Genomic DNA, 18,214 nt, shown 5'->3' with positions numbered 1-18,214 from the left:
AGCATGTCGAGTGAATTGCGGACTCGCACGATCGTTGGCCTTGGCCTGATTGCCGTCGCCGTCGGCGCGCTGGTTTTTGGTGGCTTCGTCTTCTGGATGCTGCTGTCGATCGCCGGTGTGCTGATGATGGGCGAATGGGGCATGCTGACCGGCGCCTCGTCCGATCAGCGCAAGATGGCGATGTATGCCGTCTCGGTGCCGCTGGCGATCCTCTGCCCGGTGGCGGCGGGCGTGTCCTGGCTCGGTTTCGGGCTGATGATGGGCGCCTTCTTCTTCGTCCTCATCTCCAGCCGCTCGCTCAAGCTGGCGCTCGGCATTCTCTACATCTGCCTGCCGGTGATGGCGCTGCTGTTCCTGCGTGGGCAGGCGCCCGACAGCCATGGCCTCCTGCTTGCCTTCTGGGCGCTCGGTCTGGTCTGGGCTACCGATATCGGCGCCTATTTTGCTGGCCGCTCGATCGGTGGGCCCAAGCTGGCGCCGCGGGTCAGCCCGTCCAAGACCTGGTCGGGCCTGGGTGGCGGCGTGCTCGCGGCCCTGCTCACGGGCTTCCTTCTCTATCGTTTTGCCGACCTGCCGATCCAGCTTGCGGCGGCGAGCGGTCTGCTGGCCGTGGCGGCCCAGCTTGGCGATCTGCTCGAAAGCGCGATGAAGCGCCGCGCCGGCGTCAAGGACAGCAGCAATCTCCTGCCCGGCCATGGCGGTGTGATGGACCGGCTCGACGGCGTGGTGGCGGCCGCGCCGCTCGCCGCCTTGCTCTATCTGGTCCTGGCGGGCGCCTGATGCGGAGCGTTTCCGTCTTCGGCGCCACCGGATCGGTCGGCATGTCGACGCTGGACCTGATCCAGCGCGAACCCGATGCCTATGAAGTCATCGCCCTGACCGCCAATCGCGATGTCGCCGGCCTTGCCGCCGCCGCGCGCGCTGTCGGTGCGAAGATCGCCGTGGTCGCGGACGAAGCCCATTATGGCGCGCTCAAGGACGCGCTCGCCGGATCGGGTGTCGAGGCGGCGGCGGGCGAGGGCGCGCTGGTCGATGCCGCAGCGGCGGGGGCCGACTGGACCATGGCGGCGATCGTCGGCTGCGCGGGTCTCAAGCCCACCATCGCTGCGTTGCAGGCCGGCGGCACGGTGGCGCTCGCCAACAAGGAGTCGCTGGTGTCGGCCGGCGCGCTGATGATGCAGGCGGCGACCGCATCGGGCGCGACGCTGCTGCCGGTGGACAGCGAGCATAATGCGATCTTCCAGTGCCTGGCGGGCAGCAGCCTGGACGATGTCGCGCGCATCATCCTGACCGCGAGCGGCGGACCGTTCCGGACCCTGGGCTATGAGGATATGCGCGCGATCACCCCGGCGCAGGCGGTGGCCCATCCCAACTGGTCGATGGGCGCGAAGATCAGCGTCGACAGCGCGACGATGATGAACAAGGGGCTGGAACTGATCGAGGCGGCGCATCTCTTCCCGGTCGGGCTCGACCGGATCGAGATATTGGTCCACCCGCAATCGGTGATCCATTCGATGGTCGAATATCGCGACCGGTCCACTTTGGCACAGCTCGGTTCGCCCGACATGCGCATCCCGATCGCCCATGCGCTGGCCTGGCCGGCGCGGATCGCCACGCCCTGCCAGCTGCTCGACCTGGCCCGGATCGGCCGTCTGGATTTCGAGGCGCCCGACGATCGGCGTTTCCCCGCGCTGCGCCTGGCGCGCGCGGCGGCGCAGGCCGGCGACGCATCGGCCGCCATCCTCAACGCCGCCAACGAGGTCGCCGTGGCGGCCTTTCTGGCCGGCCGCATCGGCTTCCTTGATATCGCCATGATTGTGGAGGATGTTCTCAACCGCTATAGCGCGCCGATGCCTGCCTGCATGGATGATGTCCTGCACGCCGACGCAACGGCACGGGTTATGGCGGGTGATGTGATGGAAAGATTGACGGTTTGATCCACAATCCCGGTTTCCTGTTGACCATCTTGGCTTTCGTGGCGGTCATCGGGCCGCTCGTTTTCGTGCATGAGCTGGGTCATTATCTGGTCGGACGCTGGTGCGGGGTGAAGGCGGAGGCCTTCTCGATCGGCTTCGGCCCGGAAATCGCCGCCTGGGTGGACAGGCGCGGCACGCGCTGGCGCCTCGCGGCGCTGCCGCTGGGCGGCTATGTCCGCTTCAAGGGCGACATGAACGCGGCCAGTCAGACCGATCCCAAATGGCTGGAAATGTCGGCGCAGGATCGCGCCGAAAGCTTCCCGGCCAAGCCGCTGTGGCAGCGCGCGGCGATCGTCGCCGCCGGCCCGGCGATCAATTTCCTCTTCGCCATCCTGATCCTTGCTGCCTTCGCCTTCCTGCACGGCGAAAGCCGGACCCCGGCGGTCGCGGGTTCGGTCCAGCCTGGCAGCGCCGCTGCGGCAGCGGGTATTAAGGTTGGCGATCGCATCGTGTCGTTCAATGGTCGCACCATGACGACCTACACAGACATGGTGATGTATACCCGCATTCGTCCGGGCGAGCCCGTGGGCGTTGTCGTGGATCGTGGCGGGCGCGAATTTACCGTTCGGGCCAAGATCGGCGTCGCAATGGACGATGACGGTTTCGGTGAGAAATTTCGTGTTGGCCGCTTGGGCATCGGGCCGGGCGAACCGGTGATTGAGCAGGTCAGCCTGTTGCGCGCGCCCGTGGTGGCGATCGAGCGGACGGGTCAGATCATCCGCACCATGGTGGAGACGCTGGGCCAGGTGATCGGCGGCGACCGTTCGGTCAAGGAACTGGGCGGGCCGCTCAAGATCGCGCAGGTATCGGGGCAGGCGGCGACGCTGGGGCTGGAGAGCTTCATCTTCTTCATCGCCCTCATCTCGATTAACTTGGGGTTCATCAACCTCTTGCCAATTCCCATGCTGGATGGCGGGCATCTGCTTTTCTATGGGGTGGAGGCAGTGCAACGGCGGCCGGTGAGCCCGCAGGTGCAGGATTGGGCCTATCGGTCGGGTCTGGCGCTGCTGATGACGGTCATGTTGCTGGTGACCTTCAACGATTTGTCGTCTTTCGGATTGTGGGAGCGGCTGTCCGGCTTGATCGGCTGAGCCGCTTCGGGCAGGGAAGGCGCGGTTCGGCGCCGTCTATTTCTGGCGAAACAGTTTTTTACTTTTTTGAGGTGAGCGGGTGACAGCGATGAACAGCAGCAAGGGCCAGCGTCCGATCATCGCGGCCCTGTTGGCCACGACGATGATTGCGGGCCTGTCGGCCGTGCCGGCGATGGCCCAGAACGCCGCCCCGGCGGCTGCGCCGATCGCGGCGTCCACGGCCAATACGCCCGAAGGCACGATCCGCAGCATCACCGTGACCGGCACCCAGCGTCTGGAGCAGGACACGGTCATGTCCTACACCAAGCTGCGCGTGGGCCAGGCCTTCAGCCAGGAATCGCTCGATCAGGCGCTGCGCGACCTGTATGAGACCGAACTCTTCGCCGACGTCCAGATCCGCAACGATGGCGGCGCGCTGACCGTCGAGGTGAAGGAAAACCCCGTCATCAACCGTATCGTCCTTGAAGGTAATAAGCGCCTGAAGGACGACAAGATCCGTCCCGAAATAAAACTGGCGCCGCGCCAGATCTATACCCGCTCCAAGGTCCGCGCCGACGTCGCCCGCATCGTAGAGCTGTATCGCCGCCAGGGCCGCTTCGCCGCGACGATCGAGCCCAAGATGGTCCAGCTGGACCAGAACCGCGTCGACATCGTGTTCGAAATCTCGGAAGGGCCCAAGTCCAAGGTCCGCCAGATCAACATCATCGGCAACGAGAAGTTCAAGGACGGCGAACTGCGCGGCCAGATGGTGACCAAGCAGTCGCGCTGGTTCCGCATCTTCTCCTCGGGCACCAGCTATGACCCGGATCGCCTGGCCTATGACCAGCAGAAGCTGCGCCAATTCTACCTGACCGAAGGCTATGCCGATTTCCGCGTGATCTCGGCCGTCGCGGAACTGACGCCTGACAAGCAGGACTTCATCATCACTTATGTGGTCGAGGAAGGGGATCGCTACAAGTTTGGCGACGTGAAGGTCGAATCCGATATTCGCGACCTGTCGGGCGATGCGCTGACCCGCCGCCTGCCGATGAAGAAGGGCGACTGGTACAATGCCAAGCAGGTCGAGGACACGGTCGACACGCTGAGCGAAACCGCCGGCCTGTTCGGCTATGCCTTCGCCCAGGTCGAACCCGACTTCAATCGGTCGAAGGACGACCTGACGATGGGGATCAACTTCCGCATCGCCAATGCCCCGCGCGTCTATGTCGAGCGCGTCGACATCAACGGCAACACGCTGACCCAGGACAAGGTCGTCCGCCGCGAGTTCCGCCTGGCCGAAGGCGACGCCTTCAACAGCTTCCTGGTCAAGCGCTCGAAGGACCGCATCAACTCGCTCGGCTTCTTCCAGGAGAAGCTGGACATCGAGCAGAAGCCTGGTTCGGCGCCCGACCGCATCGTGCTGGAAACCAATGTCCAGGAAAAGTCGACTGGCGAACTCTCGCTTTCGGCCGGTTACTCCTCGCTCGAACGCTTCATCATCTCGGCGTCGATCACCCAGCGCAACTTCCGCGGCAAGGGCCAGGAACTGCGCACCTCGGTCAATTATTCGGCTTATTCCAAGTCGGTCGAAGTGGGCTTCACCGAGCCCTATTTCATGGACAAGAATATCGCGCTGGGCGGCGACATCTATCGCCGCGACCTCAACAGCTTCCGTTATCTCAGCAATAACGACCGCGATACCACCTATGAACAGACCACGACCGGCTTCCAGCTGCGTGCCGGCGTGCCGATCACCGAATATGTGTCGCTGGCGCTGCGCTACACGCTGAACTTCGACGACGTGACGCTGGACAAGGACACTTATTATACCGACGGCGTCTGCGACCCGCTGCTGGCGGGCCGCTATCTCTGCGACGCCATCGGCAAGCGCACCACCTCGTCGATCGGTTACTCGCTGATATACGATACCCGCGACAACCGCATCCGTCCGACCCGTGGTCAGACCGTCACGCTCAGCCAGGACTTTGCCGGCCTCGGCGGCGACGTCCGCTACATCCGCACCCGCGCCAATGCCGCCAAATATTGGGGCCTGGGCGGCGGCTTCATCTTCTCGCTGTCGGGCGAGGGCGGCTATATCCACAGCCTCCAGGGCACGCGCTATGACGCCACCGGCGCCGAAGTCGACCCGATCCGCCTGACCGACCGCTTCTTCCTGGGCGAACCGCAGATGCGCGGCTTCGACATTCGCGGCGTTGGTCCGCGCGTGAAGCGCTATTATCTGGTTTCGCAGACCAATGATGACGGTTCCACCAGCTATGTCCGTCAGACCGGCAACAATAATGTGTCGGATGACGCGCTGGGTGGCCGCGTCTATTATATGGCCCGCGCCGAAATGGAGATTCCGCTGGGTTCGGGTGCCCGTGAAATGGGCCTGCGTCCGTCGATCTTCGCGGATGTCGGCGCTGTTGCCGGCCTGAAGAATCCGGGCACCATCAACTTTGCGGGCTATTGCTCCGACTCTACCGGTTCGCTGAGCACCGTCCGTGCGACCGGCACGGCGGCCAGCCCGGTCTGCCCTGTTGGCTATGACACCAAGAGCGGCATGTTCGAGGAAGATTATCTGGGCGACACGCTGAAACCGCGTTTGTCCGTGGGCTTCGGTGTCAACTGGAACTCGCCCTTTGGGCCGTTCCGCATCGACATCGCCAAGGCCCTGCTCAAGGAACCAGGGGACGACAACAAACTCATCACCTTCAACGTAGGGACTCAATTCTGATGAAGACGTTTATCAAGGCTCTGGCGCTCGGTATCGCGCCTGTCACCGCCATCGCTCTGACCGCAGCGCCAGCCGCTGCCCAGTCGAAGCAGGGCATCGCTGTCGTCGATCTGCAGCGCGCGGTTGCCACCAGCGCCGCCTATTCGACCGCCCGCACCCAGATCCAGACCACCTACAAGGCGCAGATCGACAGCTTCACCGCGCGCAAGACCGCGATCGACACTGATCTCAAGACCAAGGGCGACGCCCTGCAGGCCGCGCTGAAGGCGGCCGGCGGCAAGCCGACCCCCGCGATCGAAACCCAGTATCAGCAGTTCCAGCAGTCGCAGCAGACCGCGCAGGCCGAACTGCAGCGCCTGGGCCAGCCGATCGCGCTCGCCAACGCCTATGTCGAGGAACAGATCACCGCCAAGCTGTCGGACGCGCTGAAGGCCGCCATGACCAAGGCGAAGGTCGACCTGGTCCTGTCGCCCGACGCGACCGTGTCCTATCAGCCGACCGTCGACATCACCGCTTCGGTCGTGACCGAACTCAACACGCTGGTGCCCAGCGTCGGCATCACCCCGCCCGCCGGCTGGCAGCCGGGCGGTCGTCAGGGCCAGGCTGCGGCCCCGGCCGCTGCCGCTCCGGCCCCCGCCAACCCGGCGCAGGCGCCCAAGTCGCGCTGAGACGATGACCGGAGAGGTTGATAACAAGGAAGCCCGTGGCCCGATGGATATCCGTCGGGTCATGGCTGCCCTGCCGCATCGCTACCCGATGCTGCTGGTAGACCGCGTGACGTCGCTGGTGCCGAGCCAGTCGATCCACGCGATCAAGGCGGTGTCGATGAACGAGCCCTTCTTCCAGGGCCATTTCCCCGGCCGGCCGATCATGCCGGGCGTGCTGATCGTCGAGGCCATGGCCCAGGCGGCCGGCGTGCTGGTGGTCGATTCGCTGGGGCTCGCGGATTCGGGCAAGCTCGTCTATTTCATGAGCATCGACGGTGCGAAGTTCCGCACCCCGGTGGAGCCGGGCTGCCTGCTCGACCTGCATGTCGAAGTGACGCAGATGCGCGGCGCGGTCTGCAAGTTCGCCGGGCGTGCGCTGATCGACGGCAAGCTGGCGGCGGAAGCCAATTTCGTCGCGATGATCGCCGATCCGCCCAAGGACTGAGCGAAGGCACATCCTTTTCCTTGCTTTGGCGCGCCGAAAACGCTAACGGCGCGCCTTCGCATTTTATCGCATCCATAGCCGGTCGGAACCGGCACACACACGGAGCAAGACGCCATGAAGGCCGATACCCACCCCGATTACCACTTCATCACTGTCCAGATGACCGACGGCACCACCTTCCAGACCCGCTCGACCTGGGGCAAGGAAGGCGACACGATGGCGCTCGACATCGACCCCAAGTCGCACCCGGCCTGGACCGGTGGCAACCGCCAGCTGGACACCGGTGGCCAGGTTGCGCGCTTCAACAAGCGCTTTGGCGGCCTGACGCTGAAGAAGTAATTGGCCCTTCACAGGCACGATATCGAAAGGGCGCCCCACCGGGCGCCCTTTTTTGTGCCTGAACGCGATGCGCACGGCACAAAAAAAGGGCCTCCAGCTAAAAGCTGGAGGCCGAGGTTCAGGGGAGGATCAGCGGCGACAGAGGGGGATCTGCAAGGGGGGGCCGCTGACAAAGAGTGATCTAGTCCGCAAATGCTGCGCGCGAATGTCCCGAATATTACGGAAGGCGATCTGCGCTGAAATGTCTGGTCGAGGCCATGTTTCTCCCCTCCCTTCCAGGGAGGGGCCGGGGGTGGGTGCGCCGCGTCAGCGGCGCTCCACGGTCGATAGGGAGGATGCTCGCTGCGCTCGCCACCCTCCCCAACCCCTCCCTGGGCGGGAGGGGCGGCAATTGCCTGCTGTGTAATAGGCCCCTGGTCAGGCGCCGGCGCGATCCGCGTCGAGGAACGCCGCCACATCGTCCAGCACCACATCCTTCGACAGGAAGGTCTGGCCGATGCCGCGCGCCAGCAGGAAGGGCAGGGTGCCCGCCGCCATCTTCTTGTCGTGCAGCATATGGGCTACCAGCGCCGCGCCGTCGGCGGTCACATGGGCGCTGGCCAGGTCATGGGGCAGGCCGATCGCCTTCAGATGCGCGGTGACGCGTTCCGCGTCCGATGCGCTGCACAGGCCAAGGCGCGCCGAATAGCGGAAGGCAAGCGCCATGCCGGCGGCCACGCCCTCGCCATGGAGCAGCATGTCGGAAAAGCCGGTATCGGCCTCCAGCGCATGGCCGAACGTGTGGCCCAGGTTCAGCAGGGCGCGGCGGCCGGTCGTCTCGCGCTCGTCATCGGCGACGATCGCTGCCTTGGCGCGCACGCTGCGCTCGATCGCATAGGTGCGGGCTTCCGCGTCGCCGGCCAGCAGCCGGTCGGCATTGGCCTCGCACCAGGCGAAGAAGTCGGGATCGTCGATCAGGCCATATTTGACCACCTCGGCATAGCCGGCGCGGGTTTCGCGCAGCGGCAGGCTGTCGAGCACCGACGGGTCGATCAGCACCAGGCTGGGCTGGTAGAAGCTGCCGATCAGATTCTTGCCGGCGCGCGCGTTGATCGCGGTCTTGCCGCCGACCGAGCTGTCGACCTGTGCCAGCAGGGTGGTGGGCAGCTGCACGAAATGGCAGCCGCGCTTCAGGATAGAGGACGCAAAGCCGACCAGGTCGCCGATCACGCCGCCGCCCAGCGCGATCACATGGTCGCCACGCTCGATCTCCAGGGCCAGCAGCGCGTCGAGCAGTTCCTCCAGATGGCGCCAGCTCTTGGTCTGTTCGCCCGCTGGCAGGATGATCGGTTCGATGACGATATTGGCCCGGCGCAGGCTGGCGTCGAGCCGGGGCAGTTGCGCCGCCGCGACATGGGTGTCGGTGACGACCACCAGCCGCCCGCCACGGGCATAGCGTGCCAGATGGTCGGCCGCACGGTCGAGCGCGCCCTGTTCGATGACGATGTCATAGCTGCGTGCGCCCAGCGCGACGGGGACTAGTGCCATGCGGATAGCTGCTCCAGGATGCGGTCGACGGCGACCTCGTGCGGCGCGGCGATGCTCTTCACATGGATCGGCGCCAGCGCGTAGATGGGGTTGCGGACGGCCGCCAGCTCGGTCAGCACGATGCGCGGGTCGCGATCCTTGAGCAGCGGGCGCCCTTCGCGGCGCGACACGCGGTCGACCAGCACCTCGATATCGGCATCCAGCCAGATGGTGGTGGCATGGTCCAGGATCAGCGCGCGGGTCTCGTCCTGCATGAAGGCGCCGCCGCCGGTCGCGATCACCTTGGGCACGCCGTCCATCAGCCGGGCGATCACCCGGCGCTCGCCATCGCGGAAATGGGCCTCGCCATAGCGGGCGAAGATCTCGCTCACGCTCATGCCAGCGGCCCGCTCAATCTCTTCATCGGCATCGACGAAGCTCAGGCCCAGGCGCGCGGCAAGGCGCCGGCCGACGGTGGATTTGCCCACGCCCATCATGCCGATCAGCACGATCGGGCCGCGCTTGGCTTTGCTCTCCGGGAATTTGCTGTTTCGCTGCATGGCGAGGGGGGCTATACAGCCAGCCGTCGCTGAGGCAAACGCAACTTTCCCCTGTCGTCCGGCAAACATCGCCGGGCCAGCCGCAGAAGAGACCATGAAGAATAATCGTTCCCTGAGCAGTTTCGAAGGCGGTTCGCGCCGTCGCACCCGTCTGCCGATCCTTCCGATCGCGGCGGTGTTGGTTCTTGTCCTGCTGATCGGCGTGCTATGGTCGCGCGGTGGCGAGCAGCCGCAACAGCCCGTCGAGAAGGTCATCCCGGCCGAGAAACTGGGTCAGTAAGCCGCATGAACCGCCTGCGGGGGAATGCGAAATGGGCGCTGGGCAGCTTTGCGCTCGCCCTGGCACTGCCGGTCGTCGCGCAGCAGGCGCCCGAATCGCTGCTGCCGCCCGGCTTTGGTGATCCGGCCCCGGCGCCAACGCCCACGCCCGCGCAGCCGGCCCGTCCGGCATCGCCCGCACCGGTCGTCCCGACCGTGCCGGTCACGCCGTCGCCGTCGGGCGAAATCGTCCAGCCGCTCGACCTGTCGGTCGCCAATGCGGTGGACAATGCCGCCGAGGCGATGAGCGCGGACGAACTGGCCGCCGAAAAGGCCAAATATGACCTGCCGCAGAGCGCCCGCCGCTCACTCGACCGCATCGGGCCGCTGACGCCGGCCACACGCGGCATGGAACCCGACGCCTTCGGCGCGGAATATGGCCCCTATCTCGCGATCCTGATGAAGCAGACCCATGCGCCGATCCTGTCGCGCTGGGCCTCCATCCTGCTGCGGCGCGCGCTGCTGAGCGCCACAAACACGCCGCGCGGCATCAATGGCGCTGACTGGGCGGCCGAGCGCGCCTGGCTGCTGCTGCGCATGGGCGAGGCGGACAGCGCCCGGCTGCTGGTGCAGAGCGTCGATCCCGACAAATATACGCCGCGCCTCTATGCGATCGCGATGCAGACCTATCTGGCGACCGCCGATCCGGCGGGCCTGTGTCCGCTGTCGGCGGGCGCGCTGCGCACCAGCAAGGAACCGGGCTGGGACATGACGCGGGCGATCTGCCCCGCGCTGTCGGGCGATCAGGGGTCGGCCAGCGCCGCGCTTAATCGGGCCCAGCGCAAGGGCGTGGTGCGCGGCATCGATTATCGCCTGGCCGAAAAGATGGTCGGTGCGGGCTTCAATGCGCGTCGTTCGGTCAAGATCGAATGGGACGGCGTCGATGGCCTCACCGCCTGGCGCTATGGCCTGGCGACGGCGCTCAACGTGCCGATCCCCGACGACATTTATGGCAGCGTCGGCCCGCACGTCCGTGCCTGGGAAGCGCGTGCGCCGGTTCTGACCGCCGTGCGCCGCCTGCCGGGCAGCGAAGTCGCGGCGCGACTGGGCGTCTTCTCCAGCGAGGCGCTGGTCAATTTCTATGCCGAGCTGGGTAGCGAAGGCGATCTTGCGTCCGATCTGGCGGATCGCGTCGATGCGCTGCGCAATGCCTATTCCGGCCCGACTGCGGGTGCCCGCATCCAGGCGATGCAGACGCTGTGGCGCGACAATGCCGCGCCCGATTATGTCGGCCTGATCGCTACGGCCCGCGCCGCCGCCGCGCTGCCGGTATCGCAGGCCGATGGGCGCGATGCCGCCAATCTGGTCGCGGCGATGCTGACCGCCGGCTATGATCGCAATGCGGCCCGCTGGGCGCAGGCGATCGGCCAGATCGATGGCGATGGATCCCAGGATTTCTGGGCCTTGCTCGCGGTCGGCGCGCCCAGCACGGTCGTCGACAGCGGCAGCAGCCGCATCTCCAGCTATGTCAGCGATGCCGGCCCTGAAAAGGGACGGATGCTGATCGCCGCGCTGGCGGGCCTGTCGCGTCTGCCGGCCAATGATGCGGCCGCGCTGGCGCAGGATAATGGCTTCACCCTGGCCGCCAACAGCCGCTGGGCGCGCGCGATCGACGCCGCGTCGCAGCGGGGCGAGAAGGCGACCGTGGCGTTGCTCGCTGCCGTTGGCATGCAGGGGCGCGACTGGCATCGCCTGCCGCCCGGCCATCTCTATCATGTGGTGGCGGCGTTGCATCGCGTCGGGCTGGACCCGGAGGCGCGGATGATCGCGGCCGAGGCCCTGACCCGCCTGTCCTGACCCGGTCCGGGGCGATGGATGACGATGCCGTCCTGATCGACCGCTTCCTCGAAATGATGGCGGCGGAACGAGGGGCGTCGCGCAATACGCTGCTTGCCTATCGCACCGACCTTCAGGGCGCGGGGGAGATTGTCGGCGGGCTTGCTGCCGCCAGCCAGGACACGCTCGGCCGCCTCGCCGGCGAATGGGCGCCGCTCGCGGCCTCCACCGTGGCGCGCAAGGCGTCCGCGCTGCGTGCCTTCTACGCCTTTCTGGAGGAGGAGGGGCTGCGCGCCGACAATCCCGGCGCGGCATTGCCCCGGCCGGTCACGCGCCGGCCGCTGCCAAAGATCTTGTCGTCGCAGGAGGTCGATTCGCTCTTTGCCCTGATCGCGCAGCGGGTGGAGAAGGATCATCCCGCGCCGCTCGATCTGCGGCTTTCGGCGCTGATCGAACTTCTCTATGGCTCGGGCCTGCGCGCGACCGAACTGGTCTCGCTGCCGCGCAAGGCACTGGCGGTCGATCGCCCCTTCCTCATCATCAAGGGCAAGGGCGCGCGCGAACGGCTGGTGCCGATCTCCGACCGCGCCCGCGCCGCCGTCGCGACCTGGCTCGCCCATGTGCCGGCCGACAGCCCCTGGCTTTTCCCCTCGGGCAAGAGCCATGTCAGCCGCATCCGCCTCTATCAGCTGGTGAAGCAACTGGCTGCCGCAGCCGGCATCGCGCCCGAACGGGTCAGCCCCCATGTGCTGCGCCACGCCTTTGCCACCCATTTGCTGGAGGGCGGGGCGGACCTGCGCGCGCTGCAATCGATGCTGGGCCATGCCGATATCGGCACGACGCAAATCTATACCCATGTCGACAGCCGCCGGCTGGTCGAACTGGTCAACAGCCGGCACCCGCTGGCCGGCATGCAAGCCAGGATCGCGCATCCCCGCGTTGACGGCGACGCGTCCGCGCCTTAACGCCATCCGCCATGGTAAGCTTTCTCGAATTTGAAAAGCCGGTCGCAGAGCTGGAAGCCCGCATCATCGAACTGCGCCAGACGGCCTCCGTCGGCGACATCGACATCAGTGGCGAGATCAACACGCTGGAACAGCGTGCCGACAAGATGCTGTCGGACATCTATGCCAAGCTGACGCCCTGGCAGAAGACGCAGGTGGCCCGCCACCCCGAACGCCCGCACTTCAAGGATTATGTCGCGGGCATGTTCGACAATTTCATGCCGCTGGCCGGCGACCGCGCCTTTGCCGACGATCAGGCGATCATCGGGGGCTTCGCGACGCTGGGCGAGCGCAAGGTCATGGTCATCGGCCATGAAAAGGGCGATGACACCGCCAGCCGCGTCCGTCATAATTTCGGCATGGCCAAGCCCGAAGGCTATCGCAAGGCGATCCGCCTGATGGAACTGGCTGATCGTTTCGGCCTGCCGGTCGTCACCTTGGTCGACACCTCGGGTGCCTTTCCCGGCGTCCAGGCCGAAGAACGCGGCCAGGCCGAAGCCATTGCCCGTTCGACCGAAGCCTGTCTGGCGCTCGGCGTCCCCATGGTCGCGGCCGTGGTGGGCGAGGGCGGCTCGGGCGGCGCAGTGGCGCTGGCTGCGGCCAATCGCGTGCTGATGTTCGAGCATGCCGTCTATTCGGTGATCTCGCCCGAAGGCTGCGCCTCGATCCTGTGGCGCACCGCCGACAAGGCCAGCGACGCGGCGACCGCGATGCAGGTCACGGCGCAGCATTTGAAGGGCCTGGGCGTGATCGACCGCATCGTGGCAGAGCCGGTGGGCGGGGCTCATCGCGAGCCGGTGCAGGCGATCGCCAATCTGGGCGCAGCCATTGGCGAGGAACTGGACGCGCTGTCCAGCCTCGAATCGCAGGCACTGCGCACCGATCGCGCCGACAAGTTCCTGGCCATCGGTATCTGACGTCAATTTCCCGGAACAGCATCCTGTCCTCGCTCGTTACGGCACGGTAACAGGGGCAGGGTGTCAAGGATGGGAATAGAATGAATCGGATATGGTTGTCGGCCGGCCTTGGCGTCGGCCTGATCGTCGCGGGCGTGGCGCCGGCGGTGCTGGGGCAGCAGCGGGCGATTCGCACCGTCTCCTCGATCAGCGCGCAGGACAAGGCATCGGGTGCCAAGCAGCATCCCGAACTGCTCAAGGAATTTGGCGGCGCCTATGTCGGGCCGCAGGCGCGCTATGTGGAGACGGTCGGACGCCGTATCGCGGTCCAGTCCGGCCTCTCCAACGCGCAGGGCGATTTTACCGTCACCCTGCTCAATTCGCCGGTCAACAATGCCTTCGCCATCCCCGGCGGCTATGTCTATGTCACGCGCCAGTTGATGGCGCTGATGAATGACGAGGCGCAGCTGGCCGGCGTGCTGGGCCATGAAGTCGGCCATGTCGCCGCCCAGCATGGCCAGCGGCGCCAGCAGGCGGCGCAGCGCAACGCGATCGGCGGCGCGCTGCTGCAGGTGCTGACCGGCGCCTTGCTGGGCGATTCGGCACTGGGTGGCGTGCTGCAACAGGGGATCGGCACCGGCAGCCAGCTTCTGACCCTCAAATTCTCGCGCAGCCAGGAATATGAGGCGGACGATCTGGGCATCCGCTACCTCGCCTCGGCCGGCTATGATCCCCGTGCGCTGTCGGACATGCTTGCCTCGCTCGCGGCGCAGACCAGCCTGGACCAGCGTGTGTCGGGCGATGCGCGCTCAATGCCCGAATGGGCCAGCACCCATCCCGATCCGGGCGAGCGCGTCGATCGGGCGGCGCAGATGGCCTCGCGCACCGGCGCGACCAGCACTCTGCGCAACCGCGATGCCTTCCTGACGGCGCTCAATGGCGTCCTCTATGGCGACGATCCCAAGCAGGGCGTGATTGATGGCAGCCGCTTCCGCCACCCCGACCTGCGCCTGTCCTTCACCGCGCCCTCGGGCTTCGGCATGGAAAATGGCGCGGACGCGGTCAGCATCACCGGTTCGGGCGGCCAGGCGCAGTTTGGCGGCATGGCCTATAATGGCAATCTGTCGACCTATATCGATTCGGTGCTCAAGCGACTCGCGGGCAATGCCGGCGCCCCGCCCGCGGGTGAGGTGCAGCGCACGACGATCAACGGCCTGCCGGCCGCCTGGCGCACGGTGCGCGCCAACACCAAGTCGGGTCAGATCGACGCCACCGTCTTCGCCTATGATTTCGGCGGCGGAAAGGCCTATCATTTCCTGCTGCTGACCCCGGCGGGCAAGGGTATCGGCCCGTTCGACTCGATGGTCCGTTCGGTCCAGCGCCTGTCGGCGCAGGAGGCGGCGGCGATCAAGCCACGCCGGGTCAATCTGGTGACCGTCAAGGCGGGCGACACCGTCCAGTCGCTCGGCCACCGCATGGCCTATAGCGATTATCCGCTGGAGCGCTTCCTGGTGCTGAACGCCCTCAACGAACGCTCCGTGTTGAAGCCTGGCGATCGGGTGAAGATCGTCACCTGGTAAGATTCGGCAGAATCCAGGCAAAGAAAAAGGGCGGCGGAATTGCTTCCGCCGCCCTTTTCTAACATCGTGTTCGAGCTTACTTCAGGTTGCCCGAAACGTTGTTGAAGGTGCTGCCCAGCTTCGAGCCCAGGCTGGTCATGGCGCCGATGGCGGCCACGGCGATCAGAGCGGCGATCAGGCCGTATTCGATGGCGGTCGCGCCCTTTTCGTTCTTCAGCATCTTGCGAATGAACTGCATGTGATGTCTCCTTGACAATCGTTACGTTAAACTACCCGGCCGCCCCGCTTTGAATTCTAGGTCAGCGAAGACCTGTCTAGATTGGCTCGGTTGAGAAAAGTTTAATGCGGAATAGTGTCTGTCAGAATTTATTGGTTAATGCTTGGTAACTTCTTCAGCGACGTTGTTCCACATGCCTGTTGTTCGTGTCGCGACGTTGTTCAGCGCCGCGATCATGGCCAGCACGATCATCGCGATGATCAGGCCATATTCGACGGCGGTGGCCCCCCGTTCGCATCGCGAGAGCGCGGATTTCGTTACGAATTCGATGATCGCGCGCATATGACCCCGCTTGGCTACAGACACTCCACAATCGGTGTGTAAAGCAGCCACGGTTAACAAAGCCCTCGCAAGGGAGCGTTATGCAGAGTTTTACCCCGTTTCTGGTCGTTGCCGTCGCCCTGATCGATGCCGATGGCCGCGTTTTGGTGCAGCAACGTCCTCCGGGAAAGCCGATGGCGGACCTGTGGGAGTTTCCCGGTGGCAAGGTCGAGTCGGGCGAAACGCCCGAGGCGGCACTGGTGCGTGAACTGGAGGAGGAGCTGGGTATCCGCACCCATGAAAGCTGCCTGGCGCCCGCAACCTTCGCCAGCGCGCCGCTGGAGAGCAAGCATCTGCTGCTGTTGCTCTATGTCTGCCGCAAATGGGAAGGGGTGCCCGAAGCGCGCCATGCCACTGCGCTGCAATGGGTGCGGCCCGCGCAAATGTATGCGCTCGACATGCCGCCGGCCGACCTGCCGCTGATCGGCATTCTCGACGCACTTATCTGACGGGAAGCCCGGCTATGCGCCAGATGGCGCCATAAAGGGCAGGGGAAGGGCGATGCGCACCTTCCCCCACAGCCTGCAAAGGCGGGGGCGCCCGCCGGACAGCCGCCCCCGCGCGTTCGTGTCAGTCTTCCTTGGCCTTGCTCTGCAGCTGGACATAATTCTGGATGCCCATGCGCTCGATCATCTCGAACTGGGTTTCCAGCGTGTCGACATGCTTTTCCTCGCTTTCGAGGATATATTGGAACAGGTCGCGACTGACGAAGTCCTTGATCGACTCGCAATAGGCGATCGCGTCGCGCAGCACCGGCAGCGCTTCATATTCCAGCTCCAGATCCGCCTTAAGGATTTCCTCGACGGTTTCGCCGATCTTCAGCCGGCCGAGCAGCTGGAAGTTGGGCAGACCGTCAAGAAACAGGATGCGCTCCGCCACCTTGTCGGCGTGCTTCATCTCGTCGATCGATTCCTCATATTCGAACTTGGCGAGCTTCTCGATGCCCCAGTGATTGAGGATGCGATAGTGGAGGAAATATTGGTTGATCGCGGTCAGCTCGTTCTTGAGGACCTCGTTCAGATAATCGATAACCTTCTGGTCGCCCTTCATGGCGCTATGCTCCGGCTGTTATTGGGAATGCCGGGACATATAAAGGTTTCGCATCCGGTTGTTAAGCCGGAAAGCCGCAGAAAACGGCCATTTTTCAGGCGGCTATTGCGTCGGCTTCGCGATTGTCAGGGGCCTTTTACTGCGCCTGCTTCGCAATGATCTCAGGCCGTCGCGCGCTCTGCCGCGATGATCGTGCGGGCATAGCCGACACACTGGCCGCACTTGGGGCGGCGGCCGAAACGGGCATAGGCGCTACAGGGGGTATCGGCACCATCGCGCGCGGCTTCCCGCAGATCCTTTTCGCGAATGGCATTGCAAACACAGACGACCATTGGATTCTCCTGACCCGTGAAATAGGTCAGATGCTAATGGATCGCAATAGAAGATCACGCGCTCCTGCGAATCTTTTGCACTTTTCCCCGTTGCAGGCTGCGCCAGACCCATTCGGCCGGCCCCATCGCGAATCGGTCGAGCCAGGGCTTGGACCACAGCAGCATCACCGCCCAGGCGGCGATAAGGAAGAGCGGAAAGGCCGCCGGGCGCACCAATCCGAACAGCCCCAGGCCCCAACCATAGAAGATCGTCGTCATGACAAGGCTGGTGCCCAGATAATTGCTGAGCGCCATGCGCCCGGTCGCGGCGACGCGGCGGACCAGCCAATGATCGCGATGCCGCGCCAGCAGCCACAGGATCAGTGCCGCCCAGCCGACCGCCAGCGGAATGCGGAAGGGGAAGGACCAGAGCAGTGCGGTCGAAAAGGCGGTCAGCGGCGCAAAGCCGCTCGCCACCACCCAGATGGTCAGGCCGATCATCGGCATCAGCCCGATCAGGAAGCAATGGCGCGCGGTCTGCCGATATTGCTCGGCGGGCCAGCGGCCGATCAGGAAGCCGCCCTTCAGCATCGCCATGCCCAGCAGCATGAAGCCCAGCGTGTCGAGGCCGGTGAAGAGGAAGGTCCACAGCCAGTCGCCGACAAAGCCGGTCAGATGATGGCGCACGATTCCGGCGAAGCTGCCGGTGTAGGTGGCGATATCCTGCTGGATGATCGGGCTGTTGGGGTCGGACAGGCCGGCGAGGAAGCTGTCGAGTCCCTCGCGCGTTGCGGCGGCGGCACCGGGCGCAGCGGCGGCATGGGCCCAGCCATAGAGGCTGGCGATGAAGGCGCCACAGATCAGGAAGTGGATCAGGAAGGCGAGAAACGCCCATTTGACCAGCGCCAGCGGCTCTTTCTGGGCAAAGAGCAGGGCGATGGTGCCGACCACCGCATAGGTCACCAATATGTCGCCCCACCACAGCAATATGTGATGCAGCAGGCCGATCGCCAGCAACCAGCCGCCGCGCACCAGTTGTGCCCGCGTGCCGTCGCGCCCGGCCATTTCCTCCCGGTCGATCAGCAGCAGCATCGACGCCCCGAAAAGCAGCGAGAACAGGCCGCGCATCTTGCCATCGACCAGGATCAGGCTGCTCGCCCAGAAGGCGATGTCGCCGCCCGACATTGGCCCGGCCGCGACTGGATTGAAATAGGCGTTCTGCGGCAGGGCGAAGGCAGTGATGTTCATCCACAATATGCCCATCACCGCGCAGCCGCGCAGCACGTCCATGGCGGGGATACGGGGCGATGCGGCGGTCATGCGGGGCGATCCTTGAAGATG

20 protein-coding genes are annotated in these 18,214 nt (G+C 65.3%); 13 read left to right on the top strand and 7 right to left on the bottom strand.

The features are described 5' to 3' along the window. Positions 1-3 precede the first annotated feature (3 nt). The 7 genes from N6H05_RS22115 to rpmE all read left to right on the top strand — a co-directional run bounded on the left by N6H05_RS22115 (position 4) and on the right by rpmE (position 7,274). On the top strand, positions 4-780 hold the full coding sequence (locus N6H05_RS22115; protein WP_284111709.1) for a phosphatidate cytidylyltransferase: 777 nt from the start codon (positions 4-6) through the stop codon (positions 778-780). After that, complete coding sequence (locus tag N6H05_RS22110) at positions 780-1,937, top strand: 1-deoxy-D-xylulose-5-phosphate reductoisomerase (RefSeq protein WP_284111708.1); 1,158 nt, start codon at positions 780-782, stop codon at positions 1,935-1,937. Before N6H05_RS22115 ends, N6H05_RS22110 begins: the two co-directional genes overlap by 1 nt. Beyond that, positions 1,934-3,067 (top strand): RIP metalloprotease RseP, encoded by a 1,134-nt coding sequence (gene rseP, locus N6H05_RS22105; protein WP_284111707.1) that lies wholly within the window; start codon positions 1,934-1,936, stop codon positions 3,065-3,067. Before N6H05_RS22110 ends, rseP begins: the two co-directional genes overlap by 4 nt. 88 nt (positions 3,068-3,155) lie before the next feature. Next, positions 3,156-5,783, top strand: coding sequence for an outer membrane protein assembly factor BamA (gene bamA / locus N6H05_RS22100; protein ID WP_284111706.1), 2,628 nt, complete (start codon positions 3,156-3,158; stop codon positions 5,781-5,783). Then, entirely contained in the window at positions 5,783-6,451 is a 669-nt protein-coding gene (locus N6H05_RS22095; protein WP_037510144.1) for an OmpH family outer membrane protein, read from the top strand. The genes bamA and N6H05_RS22095 overlap by 1 nt, the downstream gene beginning before the upstream one ends. 4 nt (positions 6,452-6,455) lie before the next feature. Further along, complete coding sequence (gene fabZ, locus N6H05_RS22090) at positions 6,456-6,935, top strand: 3-hydroxyacyl-ACP dehydratase FabZ (protein ID WP_284111705.1); 480 nt, start codon at positions 6,456-6,458, stop codon at positions 6,933-6,935. A gap of 114 nt (positions 6,936-7,049) precedes the next feature. After that, complete coding sequence (rpmE, locus tag N6H05_RS22085) at positions 7,050-7,274, top strand: 50S ribosomal protein L31 (RefSeq protein ID WP_004211187.1); 225 nt, start codon at positions 7,050-7,052, stop codon at positions 7,272-7,274. A gap of 417 nt (positions 7,275-7,691) precedes the next feature. On the opposite strand, the gene aroB is transcribed toward rpmE, so the two are convergent. Then, entirely contained in the window at positions 7,692-8,801 is a 1,110-nt protein-coding gene (gene aroB, locus N6H05_RS22080; RefSeq protein ID WP_284111704.1) for a 3-dehydroquinate synthase, read from the bottom strand. Then, the gene (locus N6H05_RS22075; RefSeq protein WP_004211191.1) at positions 8,792-9,340 is read right to left on the bottom strand and encodes a shikimate kinase; all 549 of its coding nucleotides are present in this window, start codon (positions 9,338-9,340) and stop codon (positions 8,792-8,794) included. Before N6H05_RS22075 ends, aroB begins: the two co-directional genes overlap by 10 nt. A 94-nt stretch (positions 9,341-9,434) precedes the next feature. Between N6H05_RS22075 and N6H05_RS22070 the strand changes: the two genes are divergently transcribed. The 5 genes from N6H05_RS22070 to N6H05_RS22050 all read left to right on the top strand — a co-directional run bounded on the left by N6H05_RS22070 (position 9,435) and on the right by N6H05_RS22050 (position 14,914). Continuing rightward, on the top strand, positions 9,435-9,620 hold the full coding sequence (locus N6H05_RS22070; protein ID WP_004211192.1) for a hypothetical protein: 186 nt from the start codon (positions 9,435-9,437) through the stop codon (positions 9,618-9,620). A gap of 5 nt (positions 9,621-9,625) precedes the next feature. After that, the gene (locus tag N6H05_RS22065) at positions 9,626-11,455 is read left to right on the top strand and encodes a hypothetical protein (RefSeq protein ID WP_284111703.1); all 1,830 of its coding nucleotides are present in this window, start codon (positions 9,626-9,628) and stop codon (positions 11,453-11,455) included. A gap of 14 nt (positions 11,456-11,469) precedes the next feature. Then, a complete protein-coding gene (locus tag N6H05_RS22060; RefSeq protein WP_284111702.1) occupies positions 11,470-12,399 on the top strand; it encodes a tyrosine recombinase in 930 nt (309 codons plus the stop codon). 11 nt (positions 12,400-12,410) lie between these two features. Beyond that, positions 12,411-13,355, top strand: coding sequence for an acetyl-CoA carboxylase carboxyltransferase subunit alpha (locus tag N6H05_RS22055; protein ID WP_284111701.1), 945 nt, complete (start codon positions 12,411-12,413; stop codon positions 13,353-13,355). A gap of 80 nt (positions 13,356-13,435) precedes the next feature. Then, on the top strand, positions 13,436-14,914 hold the full coding sequence (locus N6H05_RS22050; RefSeq protein WP_284111700.1) for a M48 family metalloprotease: 1,479 nt from the start codon (positions 13,436-13,438) through the stop codon (positions 14,912-14,914). 76 nt (positions 14,915-14,990) lie between these two features. Here the strand turns inward: N6H05_RS22050 and N6H05_RS22045 are convergent, their stop codons facing one another. Continuing rightward, entirely contained in the window at positions 14,991-15,152 is a 162-nt protein-coding gene (locus N6H05_RS22045) for a Flp family type IVb pilin (RefSeq protein WP_004211201.1), read from the bottom strand. 135 nt (positions 15,153-15,287) lie between these two features. Beyond that, positions 15,288-15,473: a Flp family type IVb pilin gene (locus tag N6H05_RS22040; RefSeq protein ID WP_048937848.1), complete on the bottom strand. Its 186-nt coding sequence runs from the start codon at positions 15,471-15,473 to the stop codon at positions 15,288-15,290. A gap of 80 nt (positions 15,474-15,553) precedes the next feature. Between N6H05_RS22040 and N6H05_RS22035 the strand changes: the two genes are divergently transcribed. Beyond that, entirely contained in the window at positions 15,554-15,961 is a 408-nt protein-coding gene (locus N6H05_RS22035) for a (deoxy)nucleoside triphosphate pyrophosphohydrolase (protein ID WP_284111699.1), read from the top strand. 121 nt (positions 15,962-16,082) lie between these two features. Here N6H05_RS22035 and bfr read toward each other — a convergent pair whose 3' ends face one another. The 3 genes from bfr to N6H05_RS22020 form a co-directional block, all read right to left on the bottom strand. Beyond that, the gene (gene bfr / locus N6H05_RS22030; RefSeq protein ID WP_284111698.1) at positions 16,083-16,562 is read right to left on the bottom strand and encodes a bacterioferritin; all 480 of its coding nucleotides are present in this window, start codon (positions 16,560-16,562) and stop codon (positions 16,083-16,085) included. A 161-nt stretch (positions 16,563-16,723) separates the two neighbouring features. Next, positions 16,724-16,894 (bottom strand): (2Fe-2S)-binding protein, encoded by a 171-nt coding sequence (locus tag N6H05_RS22025; RefSeq protein WP_004211205.1) that lies wholly within the window; start codon positions 16,892-16,894, stop codon positions 16,724-16,726. Between the two features lie 54 nt (positions 16,895-16,948). Then, the gene (locus tag N6H05_RS22020) at positions 16,949-18,193 is read right to left on the bottom strand and encodes a DUF418 domain-containing protein (protein ID WP_284111697.1); all 1,245 of its coding nucleotides are present in this window, start codon (positions 18,191-18,193) and stop codon (positions 16,949-16,951) included. Positions 18,194-18,214: the final 21 nt, after the last annotated feature.

The sequence above is a fragment of the Sphingobium sp. WTD-1 genome (assembly GCF_030128825.1).
Taxonomy (GTDB): Bacteria; Pseudomonadota; Alphaproteobacteria; order Sphingomonadales; family Sphingomonadaceae; genus Sphingobium.
The sequence above is the reverse complement of the archived record's forward strand: the minus strand, read 5'-3'. Positions and strand labels throughout refer to the sequence as shown.